General features: G+C 67.2%; 11 protein-coding genes. 8 read left to right on the forward strand and 3 right to left on the reverse strand.

Annotation, left to right across the window (positions count from 1 at the left end):
• The first annotated feature begins 73 nt into the window (after window positions 1-73).
• Window positions 74-763, forward strand: coding sequence for a FadR/GntR family transcriptional regulator (locus tag EAX62_RS01445; RefSeq protein WP_121899901.1), 690 nt, complete (start codon window positions 74-76; stop codon window positions 761-763).
• Here the strand turns inward: EAX62_RS01445 and EAX62_RS01450 are convergent.
• Window positions 753-2123, reverse strand: a complete 1371-nt coding sequence (locus EAX62_RS01450) for an ATP-binding protein (protein ID WP_121899902.1) — start codon at window positions 2121-2123, stop codon at window positions 753-755. The two genes, EAX62_RS01445 and EAX62_RS01450, sit on opposite strands and share 11 nt — an antisense overlap.
• Complete coding sequence (locus EAX62_RS01455; RefSeq protein ID WP_121899903.1) at window positions 2120-2773, reverse strand: response regulator transcription factor; 654 nt, start codon at window positions 2771-2773, stop codon at window positions 2120-2122. Before EAX62_RS01455 ends, EAX62_RS01450 begins: the two co-directional genes overlap by 4 nt.
• Window positions 2774-2864: 91 nt before the next feature.
• Here EAX62_RS01455 and EAX62_RS01460 point away from each other — a divergent pair, with 91 nt between their 5' ends.
• From EAX62_RS01460 to EAX62_RS01470, 3 genes are read left to right on the forward strand one after another with little or no spacing between them, the layout of a single operon-like run.
• Complete coding sequence (locus tag EAX62_RS01460) at window positions 2865-4082, forward strand: LolA family protein (RefSeq protein WP_121899904.1); 1218 nt, start codon at window positions 2865-2867, stop codon at window positions 4080-4082.
• Window positions 4079-5020, forward strand: a complete 942-nt coding sequence (locus EAX62_RS01465; protein ID WP_121899905.1) for an ABC transporter ATP-binding protein — start codon at window positions 4079-4081, stop codon at window positions 5018-5020. The genes EAX62_RS01460 and EAX62_RS01465 overlap by 4 nt, the downstream gene beginning before the upstream one ends.
• Window positions 5007-5840: an ABC transporter permease gene (locus EAX62_RS01470; protein WP_121899906.1), complete on the forward strand. Its 834-nt coding sequence runs from the start codon at window positions 5007-5009 to the stop codon at window positions 5838-5840. Before EAX62_RS01465 ends, EAX62_RS01470 begins: the two co-directional genes overlap by 14 nt.
• A 141-nt stretch (window positions 5841-5981) precedes the next feature.
• On the opposite strand, the gene EAX62_RS01475 is transcribed toward EAX62_RS01470, so the two are convergent.
• A complete protein-coding gene (locus EAX62_RS01475; protein ID WP_121899907.1) occupies window positions 5982-7562 on the reverse strand; it encodes a cation:proton antiporter family protein in 1581 nt (526 codons plus the stop codon).
• Window positions 7563-7783: 221 nt separating this feature from the next.
• Between EAX62_RS01475 and EAX62_RS01480 the strand changes: the two genes are divergently transcribed.
• From EAX62_RS01480 to EAX62_RS01495, 4 genes are read left to right on the forward strand one after another with little or no spacing between them, the layout of a single operon-like run.
• On the forward strand, window positions 7784-8824 hold the full coding sequence (locus tag EAX62_RS01480) for a LacI family DNA-binding transcriptional regulator (RefSeq protein ID WP_121899908.1): 1041 nt from the start codon (window positions 7784-7786) through the stop codon (window positions 8822-8824).
• Window positions 8817-9743 (forward strand): carbohydrate ABC transporter permease, encoded by a 927-nt coding sequence (locus tag EAX62_RS01485; protein ID WP_121899909.1) that lies wholly within the window; start codon window positions 8817-8819, stop codon window positions 9741-9743. The genes EAX62_RS01480 and EAX62_RS01485 overlap by 8 nt, the downstream gene beginning before the upstream one ends.
• Window positions 9743-10570, forward strand: coding sequence for a carbohydrate ABC transporter permease (locus tag EAX62_RS01490; protein ID WP_121899910.1), 828 nt, complete (start codon window positions 9743-9745; stop codon window positions 10568-10570). Before EAX62_RS01485 ends, EAX62_RS01490 begins: the two co-directional genes overlap by 1 nt.
• 26 nt (window positions 10571-10596) lie before the next feature.
• Window positions 10597-11919: an ABC transporter substrate-binding protein gene (locus tag EAX62_RS01495; RefSeq protein ID WP_121899911.1), complete on the forward strand. Its 1323-nt coding sequence runs from the start codon at window positions 10597-10599 to the stop codon at window positions 11917-11919.
• Window positions 11920-11972 lie beyond the last annotated feature (53 nt).

Below are 11972 nucleotides of genomic sequence, written 5' to 3' on the forward strand. Positions count from 1 at the left end.
ATTCTGGCACACACGCCGGCACCACGCCGCAGAGGGGTCCGGATTACCGTGCGGGGACGACTAGAATCGTGCGGTGAAAGCATTTGAAGTCGTGCTCCACCACGTGGAGGACGAAATTTTCAACGGCCACCTGCGTGTCGGTTCGCTGCTGCCTGCCGAACGGGTCCTGGCCCTCGATCTCGGCGTCAGCCGTACGGCTGTGCGCGAGGCCATGCGCACACTCCAGGCACAGGGAATCATCGAGTCGACCGTGGGCGCTGGAAGCACTGGGGGGACCCGGATCTCCGGTGAGCACGGCTGGGCCATCACCAACCTGCTGCGGCTGCATGTGGCACTCGAGCTGTTCTCGCCCGCGGACGTGCTGTCCACCCGCGTCCTGCTCGAGCAGCAGAACATCGCGGCCGCGATCGCCCAGGGCACGGAGGCGGACTACGACGGCATCCAGGTGATCCTCGACGAAATGTCCCGGCCGGCAACCCCCCTGCGGCGATTCAACGAACTGGACACAGAGTTCCATGCGGCCATCGCCCAGATCTCCGGCAACCATTTGATCCGGGCGCTGACCATCGCGGTCCGGGAATCCATCGCCCGCGACGTCCGCGGAGCCGCCGCCCAGGACATGGACCTGCAGGTCTTCCGCCAGATGGTGATCGAGCAGCACGCCGGCATCCTGGCCGGGATCCGGAACGGCGAGACCACCCATGCTCAGGAACTGATGTCGCACCACCTCAACTGGCGCTGGGCCAGCCTGCTCACACCCTGAGCGCGGGCTGCCCGACGCCACGCGGCCCCTCCACGGGGAGCACCAGAGTCGCAGACAGTCCACCCAGGTCTGACTCCCCCAGCACCACGTCGCCCCCATGGTCGCGGGCGATTTCCCGCACGATGGCAAGACCCAGCCCGCTGCCACCCGCCTCCCTGTCCCGCGCCTCCTCGAGGCGCACGAACCGTTCGAACACCCGTTCGCGATCCTGCTCGGCGATACCCGCCCCGTCGTCCTCCACGACGACGCGCCCGTCCGAGATCGTCACCCGCACCCGGGTGAGGGCATGCCGGGTGGCGTTGTCCACCAGGTTGCGCACCACGCGTCCTATGGAGGAGGGATCCGCGTACGCGACGCCGTTCCCCCGCACCTCCACGGACACCCCGGCCCGGGCGGCACTGACGCCGTCGCCCACGATGGTTCCCAGATCCTGGGGGATGCGTTGGACGGGTGCGGCGCCCAGCCTGGCCAGCAGGAGGAGGTCGTCCACGAGCGACTGCATCCGCAGCACCTCGGGCTCCAGATCGGCGGCCAGTTCTGCCGTGGACAGCGCATCCGGGTGGGAGCGCGCCACCTCCACGGTGGCCCGCAGCACGGAGATCGGGGACCGCAGTTCGTGAGCAGCATCCTCGACGAAGCTGCGCTGCCGGACTGCTGCGCGCTCCAGACGGTCCAGCATCTCGTTCAGTGTCCGGGCGAGCGCCCCCAACTCGTCGTCGGCGTTAGGCACGGGCAGTGCACCGGGGCCACCTTCGCGGGCCACGCTGGCAGCCGCTTTCCGCAACTGCTCCACAGGTGCCAGTGCGCGACCCAACGCCAGCCAGATGACCAGTGCCAGCAGGACAGTGAGCGTGGGCACGACGCCGACGAGCGACACCCGGAGGGCGTGCAGCACACCCTCGACGTCACGCAACGGCAAGGACACCACGACGGTGACCTGCTGCCCACGCCACGTTGCTGCACGCGCCACGAGGCGCGCCTGGTCGTCATAGGCGGTCGCCAGCGTCGCGGGACCGTCGCCACGCAGCCGGGCGACCTGGTCCGCCGCCAGCAGGGGGAGCGTGCGGCTGGCGTTGGCGGAGCTCTCCACCACCAGGCCCGTGCCGTCGAGAACCTGCGCGATCTCGCCCGGTTCCGCCACGGGGAGCGGCTCGGGAAGTCTGTCCTCCTCGGCGAGCCGTGCAACGGTGCTGGCCCGCTCGAGCGCCACCTCGTCGAGGACCGAGATCCGGCTGGCCGATACCACGGCCGTGAGCGCGACGGCGCCCAGTATGAGCCCCAGACAGAGGAGCCCCGCTGTCACCAACGTGAGGCGGAGCCTCAGCGAGAGTCCTCCCCACCGCCGCCCCGGTGCGCTCATCCCAGCACGCGGTAGCCGGCGCCGCGGACCGTGGCCACGACGTCGCGCCCGAGTTTGCGGCGCAGGTAACCCACGTACACCTCCACCACGTTGAGGTCCTCGCCTGCCCCGTCCCAAACGTGGTCCAGCAATTCGACCTTCCCGATGACGCGACTTGCGTGCCGCATCAGGTACTCCAGCAGCGCCACCTCGCGGGTGGTGAGGGCCACGGCGACGCCATCGCGGCTGACGATGCGCGTGGAGGGGTCGAGTTCGAGGCCGCCCACGGTGAGCACGGCCGGACGGGCCTCGGCGGGGCGGCGGACAAGTGCCCGCAACCTCGCCACGAGGACGACGAAGGAGAACGGCTTGGTGAGGTAGTCGTCGGCACCCAGATCGAGGGCGTCGGCAACGTCGTACTCACCGTCCTTGGCGCTCAGCATGATCACGGGCGTCCACACCCCCCGCTTCCGCATCTCCGCCACGACGTCGTAGCCGTTGCGACGGGGCAGCATGATGTCCAGCACCATCGCGTCGTAGTCGCCGTGGGTGGCCAGGGACAGACCCGATTCGCCGTCGTGGGCGAGGTCGACGGCGAACCCCTCGGCTGCGAGGCCCCGCTGGAGTGTGCGGGTCAGGCCACGCTCGTCATCGACCACCAGTACACGCATTTCCCCATCATGCCAGCGGCTCCCAGCGCTGATCACCCCACACGACGAGCTCTCAGGCTCCTCACAGGACCCCTCGACTACCGTGGGGCCCATGACCAGCACTGCGCCCGCACGCCGCAACTTCCTCCGCTCCCCCTGGGTGGTCCCGATCGCCGTGACCAGCGCAGTGGCTGTCTCCCTGCTCTCGCAGCCACTGTTCGCCTCCGGTGACTCCAACGACCTGCCCGACGTCACCGCCGACCAGCTGGTGACCCAGGTCCTGGACGCCAAGCCGCAGGCGATGTCCGGCACGGTCGTCCACACGGCCCGCCTCGGCCTCCCCGACATGCTGTTCACCGAGGCCACCGGCGCCGACCCCATCTCCCTGCTGGGCGGCAGTTCCACCATGCGCGTCTGGACCGACGGCGTCGACCGCTCCCGCGTTGCCCTGCTGGGGACGATGTCCGAGTACTCCGTGGTCAACGACGGCCCCGAAGCCTGGACGTACTCGAGCTCCAACGACGAGGCTGTCCACTATTCCTTCAGCGACGCCGACCTTGCACGCCTCAAGACGATGGGCGAGCAAGCGCGCGTCGAGGCAACGAAGAAGCAGGCCGAGCTTCCCACCCCCCAGGAGGCCGCCACCGAGGCACTGGCAAGGGTGGGGGAATTCTCCACCGTGCGAGTCGACTCACAGAGCACCGTCGCAGGCCGTGAGGTCTACCAGCTCATCGTGACCCCCACCACAGACAAGACCCTTGTGAAGCGCATCGTGCTCTCCATCGACGGCGAGACCAAGATCCCGCTCCGAGTCCAGACCTGGAGCACGCAGGACGACACGGCGCCCGCCGTCGAGGTGTCTTTCACAGACGTCACCTTCGGCATGCCGAGCGAGTCCGTGTTCGGGTTCACCGCACCGGCCGGCGTCACCGAGCGCGAGGTCGTCGTCCCGCTGCCCCAGAACGACGGGGCCGTCAAGGGATCCGGCTCCGCCCATGAGATGCCCGTCGTGACGGGAACCGGCTGGGGGACCGTCGTCGAGTTCAAGGACCTCGACGTCGCCGCGTTGCTGGCCAAGGACCCGTCGGCCATGACCGGATCCGGCGAGCGCATCATCGGCTCCGAAGAAGCGCAGAAGATGCTCGAGGAGTTCGTCCCCGAGCACTCCGACGGATCCGGGATGGACATGGGCGTGCTCTACGACCAGTTGACCACCAAGGTCCCCGAGGGTCGCCTGCTGAGCACCACCCTGCTCAGCATCCTGGTGACCAACGACGGGCGCGTCCTCGTGGGCGCCGTACCCGCCGAGACCCTCCGCGCGATGGCGTGAGCGCGCCGGCAATTCGCACAGAGGGCCTCACGAAGCGATTCCGTTCCGGCCAGGTGGCCGTGGACGGGATCGACCTCGTGGTGCCACGCGGCGCCGTCTACGGATTTCTCGGCCCCAACGGGTCCGGCAAGACCACCACCATCCGGATGCTTCTGGGGTTGGTGAGGCCCACGGCGGGAGCCGCCTGGCTCCTTGACGAGCCCATGCCGAAGGAGGGCGGCAGTGTCCTGCCCCGCGTGGGCGCGCTCGTGGAGGGCCCGGCCTTCCACCCCTACCTCAGCGGCCGTGCCAACCTGGTGCGGCTGGACGCGTGCGACGCCACCGCCGAGGCGGGCACGTCCCGCACCCGCATCGACACCGCCCTGGAGCGCGTCGGACTCACGGCGGCGGCGAAGAAGCCCTACCGGCAGTACTCGCTCGGCATGAAGCAGCGGCTCGGATTGGCGGCGGCACTGCTGCGGCCCAGGGAACTCCTCGTCCTGGACGAGCCCACCAACGGACTCGATCCGCAGGGAACCCGCGAGGTGCGCCACCTGATCCGGGAACTCTCCGCAGAGGGCACCACCGTCATGGTGTCCTCGCACCTGCTCTCCGAGATCGAGCAGGTCTGCTCGCACATCGGGATCATGGGCAGGGGCAAACTCCTCGCGCAGGCCGAACGCGAGGCTCTGGAATCCGACGACGACGTCCGCGTCGCCGTCACGACCACGCCGGACCACGTCGCCGAAGCTGCACAGGTGCTGGAAGCCCTCGGTCTGCTGGACGTACGGGTCGACGGCGTCGAGTTGCACGCCCGCCTCGGGGAAACACCTCCCGAGAGTGTTTCGGCAGCACTGGTCCGCGCTGGCGTGGACCTCGTGGGGCTCGATGTTCGCCGTCGAAGCCTCGAACAGTTGTTCGTGGAACTGACCGGGGAGGGCTTCGATGTCGCACGCTAGGGGCTCCTTCGGGCGACAGTTGCGCAGCGACCTCCGCCTCCTCTTCGGCAGGCCGCGCACCATCGCCCTGCTGGCAGGACTTGCGGCTGTGCCGCTGTTGTTGGCCATCGTTCTCTTCGTGGCACAGAACTCCGGGATGGCCGGGCAGGGTCCCGGGTTCATCGGTCGGGTGACCGGCAACGGGTTGTTCCTGGTGATCGCCGCATTGTTCCTGTGCCTGCCATTCCTCCTCCCGCTCACCGTCGGGATCACGGCCGGCGACGCCATCGCGGGTGAGGCCCAAACCGGAACGCTGCGGTACCTCCTCACCCTGCCCTCCTCCCGCAGCCGGCTGCTGGCGTCCAAGGCACTCGCGTCCCTCGCCTTCGCCATGGCCGCGGTCCTGCTGATCGCGGCGGTGGCCCTCGCCTCGGGCGGGGCCTTCTTCGGCCTCACGGACATGACTCTCCTGTCCGGTTCCACGGTGGGGTTGGCAGAAGGCATGGGACGCATGTTCGGCGTTGCGCTCTACGTGGCGCTCTCCCTGACCGGGTTGGTGGCCGTGGGACTGTTCTTCTCCACCCTGACGGAGGTCCCCGTGGGCGCCATGGCGGCCACCACCATCGTCGCCGTCGTGTCCTCGGTGCTGGACACACTCCCCCAGCTCGCCGCGATCCACCCGTACCTGCTGACACACCACTGGTTCGACTTCGCCGAATTCCTTCGCGTCGAGGTGAACTGGAGTGTCCTCGGCAGCGGGATGCTCGTCCAGCTGGGATGGGTCGCGATCTTCCTCTCGCTGGCGTGGGGACGCTTCACCACAGCCGACGTCACCTCCTGACACCCGGCGGGGCCGTCTCACGCGAGGCGGGGTTCCCCGGTTAGCGGACGATGTGGGACCACGTCCCCGTGGAACCCGGGATCACACCCATCTGTGTGCGTGTGGAGCGTCGCGGCAAGGGTGTGGATGGTGGAGCGTGGCTCACAGGCCCCGTTCGGCCCGTGCGTCCATGCTCTGGTCCGCGAGGTCGCGTCCCGCGCCGCCGTACATGTGGACCACCACGTCGATGCCGCGTTCGTAGAGTTCCTCGACGTCGTCCACGTACAGCGCCACGGCCGCGACCGTTCCCGTGAACTTCCTCTCCCGCAGTTCCTGCAGGGCGTCGATGTTGGCGAGCTGCGACGGCATGGCCAGGACGATCACCTCAATCTTTCCGTTGCGCACCACCCGGTCCCAGAAGTCGGTGTCGGTGGCGTCACCCTCGATCACGGACACGCCTTCGCTCAGCAGGTGCTCCACACGGTCGGGGTCGTGTTCCACACCGAGGGTGTTGATGCCGTACTCATCTACGAGCCGGTCGTAGGTGGCCCTCCCCACCCTGCCCATGCCCAGCACCAGCGCCCGGGCGTTGCCGATGGGGATGGGTCGGTCGTGGTGGTGCAGCTTCTCGGGTGGGCGCGGCGGAATGCGGCTGGCGAACTGCGACAGTGCGGAGGTCCGGCGCGGGTTCGCGATGGCGGAGACAACGAAGCTGCCCGCGACGGCAATGGCGATGCTGACGAGCCAGTGCGTCGGCAGCCATCCCGCCGTGACGCCCGTGGCCGCGACGATGAGCCCGAACTCCGAGTAGTTGGACAACAGGAGGCCGGCCAACAGGCTCGTGCGGTGGCGCATCCCCTGGGCCCACAACAGGACCCAGTAGCCGATGCCCTGCAGCGGCAACAGCAGGAGTAGCAGCAGCCCGATGATGATGTTCTGGGCGTCCGGCAGGCCCGTGAAACCGATGTTGACGAAGAACCCGATGAGAAGGAGTTCCTTCAGCGTGAACAGGCTGTGGGAGAGCTGGTCCGCACCGGGATGCGACGCCAGCACCATGCCCATGACCAGTGCCCCGAGGGTGCCCTCCAGCCCCACGTACTCGAAAAGTGCATACCCGGGCACCAGCGCCATGAAGATGCCGAACAGCGCCTGCATCTCCGCCCGACCCAACCGGTGGAACCGCTTGAAGAACCACCACAGCAGAGGGATGAGGATGACGAGTCCCAGGGCCAACGGGCTGGGGGGTGTACCCCGGGACACAGACAGGAAGACCACGGCGGCGATGTCCTGCATGATCAGCACGCCGATGGCGATCCGCCCGTACAGCGCCTGCTCGTCGCCGCGGTCCTGGAGGATCTTGATGACGAACACCGTGCTGGAGAACGACAGCGCGAATGCGAGCACGCCGAGGATGGGCAGGCTTCCGACGGCGAACACACCGAGGAGGGACAGCAGCCCCAGGAACGCGGCACCCACCACGACCGACCCTGCCATGTGTGCCGTGGCGGTGAGCCACACCTCCCTGCCCAACAGGGTCCGGACGTTCAGCTTCAACCCGATGGCGAACAGCATGAGGGTGACGCCCAGGTCGGCCAAGAACCCGAGGCCGCCGATCTCCGGCACGCCCAGTCCGTTCAGCACGAACCCGGCAGCCAGAAACCCCACGAGCGGTGGGAGTCGGATGCCGATGGCCAGCAGACCGGCAGCGAACACCACGACCAAGTAGATCAGAACCGTCGTCATGCCATCACCCTCACCGAGTCGTCTCCTGCGGCAATTCTTTCACGCCCGTGTCCAATCGGCGCCCCACCCCTGGAGGCGACGCAGTGCACCGGACACGAAGATCACGGCCGCCACCGGGGCCGGGAAGAAGCCTCGAGATTTCCCTTGACAGAAGGTGGGCCGTCCACCATGCTGGTGCGACAGGTGTAAACGTTTCCAACGAGGGAATCGGGGTCCAGCCAATGACGGCACGAGCAACGCTGACGCAGGTGGCACGGCGTGCCGGCGTCTCCATCGCCAGCGCCTCCCGCGCCATCAACGGCCTCGTCGCCAGCCCCGAAACAGTGCGCGCCGTCCAGCAGGCAGCCGCCGACCTCGGGTACGTACCGGACGCCAACGCCCGGGCACTGAAGATGGGCGCCACCTTCCAGTTGCTCTTCGCCGTGGCCGACATCGGCAACCCCGTCTACGTCGAGATGATGCGTGCCGTGGAACAGGCCACCCGCCCACTCGGATACCGGCTGCTGGTCTCCTCGACGGGTCTTGAGCCGGCAGGCATCCTGGACGTCATCAGGAGCCTGGACCGCGGGTTCGCGGACGGTCTGGTGATCAGCCCCATCCAGGTGAACGACGACGTACTTGCGGCACTGAGAGCCTCGCGCTACCCCATAGCGATCATCGGCTCAATCCCGGAGGATCTGGAACTGGACTCCGTCCGCGCCAACTCGGCTGATGGCATCGCCCAGGCGGTGGAGCACCTCCGCGCGTCAGGCAGGCGCCACATCGGGTTCATCAACGGACCACGAGAGACCACACCCGGCATGGCCAGGCACACGGCCTACATGGCCGCCATGGATGCCCACGGCGTTCCTGCCGCTGACAGGCTCCTCGTGGACGCGGACGACTTCACCGTCGCGGCTGCGCGAGACGCCCTGGGCACGGAGCTCGCGGGTGCGCGCCCCGGAACCCGCCCCTTCGACGCCATCGTCGCCGCCAATGACCTGCTGGCCATCGGAGCCACCCATGCCCTCCTCGACGCCGGCCTGCGCGTTGGCCAGGACGTGGCCCTGGTGGGCATGGACGACACCTACCTCGCCGAGGCGTTCAATCCCCCGCTGACGTCGGTGAACCTCGGCTCGGCCGAGCGGGCCACCCGCGCTGCGGAACTGCTCATGCACCGCATCGCCCATCCGGGGGCTCCCGTGAGCCGCCTCACCATCCATCCCTCGCTCACCATTCGTGCGTCCAGCGCTCCCCGACCCCAAGGAGGAACCCGTGACTGACACCGCTGTCAGACCTCCGGTGACCACACGCAAGAAAACGACAACCATCGCCAGGACCGAGCGGCGCGAGGCCATCGCGCTCGTCATCCCCGCCACCCTGCCCATTCTCATCTTCAGCGTCTTCCCGCTCATCAACGGGATCGTGCTGGCGTTCACGGATGCGACCCTGCGACGCAACGTGGAGTCCAACTTCGTGGCCTTCGACAACTTCGCCCGCCTCGTCGGCGACACGATGTTCTGGGAGTCGTTCCGGATCGGCCTGGTGTGGTCCATCTCCGTGACCGTGCTCCAACTGGTCGCGGGCATGGGGTTGGCACTGCTGCTCAACGCCGACCTCCGGCTCAAGGGATTCACCCGTGTCCTGGCCCTGGTCCCCTGGGCGATGCCCCCGGTGGTCGTGGCCATCATGTGGAAGTTGATCTACCGGCAGACCGGGCCGCTGAACGCCATCGTCAGTGCCTTCGGCGGACCCACGAACACCGACTGGCTCGCCAACTTCGACACCGCCCTGCCGGCCGTCATCGTGGTGGGTGTCTGGGTGGGCATGCCGCAGACCACCATCACCCTGCTCGCCGGTCTGCAGCAGGTCCCCATGGAACTGCACGAGGCGGCTCAGGTGGACGGCGCCAACGCCTGGAACCGGTTCTGGAAGATCTCCATTCCCAGCCTGCGTCCCATCGTCGCGGCCATCACCAGCCTGAACTTCATCTGGAACTTCAACTCGTTCGGCCTCGTCTACGTCATGACCGAGGGCGGGCCCGGCGGCAGGACCATGCTGCCCATGCTGTTCACCTACCTCGAAGCGTTCAAGAGCAAGCACCTCGGCTACGCAGCGGCCATGGGGTTGGTGCTCGTGGTCTTCGTGCTCATCCTCATGAGCTTCTACTTGTGGTCCCAGTTCAGGAAGGACAAGGACTGATGGGACGTTTCACGAAACCCGGACAATATCTCCTACTACTGGCTTACCTGATCTTCCTGGGGTTCCCGCTCCTGTGGCTGATCTCCGCGGCCTTCAAGTCCTCGGCCGAGCTCAACTCGCTGCGGGTCAACCTCATCCCGACGGACTGGCACCTGGCGAACTTCCCCGAGGCGCTCGCCAAACAGGGCCTGGTCCGCTCGGGATTGAACTCCACCATCGTCGCCGTGACCACGACCATCCTGGTCATCGTGGTCTCCATCCCCGCGGCCTACGCCCTCGCCAGGTTCAAGGGCAAGCTCCGCACCCTGGGAGTGGGCTGGATCCTGACGAGCCAGGTCTTCCCGGTGATCCTCATCATCATCCCGCTGTTCATCATCCTGAAGAACCTGAATCTCGTCGACTCCCTGCTGGGCCTGATTCTCGTCTACACCACCTACACCATGCCCTTCGCCCTCTGGATGCTCCAGGGCTACGTGGCCGCCATCCCCAAGGATCTGGAGGAGGCAGGGGCGATGGATGGCGCCAGCCGCTTCAAAGTGCTGCGAGAGATCGTGTTCCCGCTCCTGATGCCGGGAATCGTGGCCACGGCCATGTTCGCGTTCGTGTCCTCCTGGAACGAGTTCTTCTTCGCGCTCGTCCTCATCCAGACGCCCGACAACTACACACTCCCCATCACGCTCAAGATGTTCGTGGGCGGTGAAGGCAAGGTGGCCCTCGGGCCGTTGGCGGCCGGCGCAGTCATGGCCGCCATCCCCAGCCTGGTCTTCTTCGGATTCATGCAACGCAAACTCACAGGTGGGCTGCTCGCCGGAGCAGTCAAGGGCTAACGCCCGCCAATCGAAAGGAAACAACCATGAACAAGCGCACATCACAGTTGCTGGCGCTCGTGGGGGTGGGTGCCCTGGCACTCACCGCCTGCACCTCCACCGGTGGTTCGACCACACCGGAGGCGTCGCCCGGGGAGGCCGTGTCGTCGGCCGCGCCTCCCGCGGAGAAGGTGGACCTGACGTTCCAGTCGCTGTCCGACCAGCCCGGCGCCATCGCGGCCACGGAGGCAGTGGTCAAGAAGTGGAACGCCGAGAACCCGATGGTGCAGGTGAAGATCGTGCCGGCCGGTTGGGACGGGGTCTACGACAAACTCGTCACCCAGTTCGCCGGTGGCGCCGCGCCGGACATCATCCATTACGAGGCGGCCTCCGTCATCCCGTTCGCTCTCGACGGGTACCTGGCCGACATGACCCCCTACATCTCGGAGGACATGAAGTCCGACGTCAACCAGGGCATCTGGGACTCCGTCACGGTGAACGACCAGATCATCGCTGTCCCCACTGAACTGCAGTCCTACATGGTGTTCGCCAACACGAAGATGCTGAAGAGCGCCGGAATCACCGTGCCCACCGGCGACACCCTCAAGTGGGACGACTTCCGGGCCATGGCCAAGCAGGCCACCACCGGCGGCCAGTTCGGTCTGGGGTGGGGCCTCAAGTCCCCCACCGCCACCTTCATGTCGCTGGGTCTGGGCAACGGTGGCGTCTACTTCGACGGTGAAGGGGACACCGCCAAGGTGGTGATCGGTGACGGGGAACTCAAGCTCCCCAACGAGATCATGGCGATGAACACTGAGGACAAGTCCCTCGAACCCTCGACGCTGACCCAGTCCGGCGGCGACGTCCTGGCAGGGTTCTACGCAGGCAAGTACGCCATGACGGTGCAGGGGTCCTACCAGGCGGCCAACATCGCCAAGGACGCCCCCGAGGGCTTTGAGTGGGCGGTGTTGCCCGCCCTTGAAGGAACGAAGTCAGCGGCGCAGTCCGCGAACCCGCAGACCCTGTCGGTGAACATCGATTCCAAGAGTGTGGAGCAGTCCGCCGCCTTCGTGAACTACTTCGCCAGCGCGGAGAACCTGGCCGCTCTGAACACTGCCGACGCCCTCATCCCAGCATCCAAGGCTGCGCGGGACCTGATCGCCGAGCAGACGGGCGGCAAGGACGGGTGGACCGAAATCCTCGCCTCCGGTGATCACCTGGAGGCTGCTCCCTTCATGAAGGTGCCCAACTACACACAGTGGAAGGACACCGTCGCCACCCCCGCGTTCCAGACGTTCCTGGCCGGGCAGAGCGACGCTGATGGGCTGAGCAAGGCCCTGACCGACGGTTGGACACAGATCAACCGTTGATCGGGTACCGGTGGGGAGCGGGGCAACTCGCTCCCCACCGTGACGTGGGTGAC

The organism is Tessaracoccus antarcticus (genome assembly GCF_003688855.1).
Lineage (GTDB): Bacteria > Actinomycetota > Actinomycetes > Propionibacteriales > Propionibacteriaceae > Arachnia > Arachnia antarctica.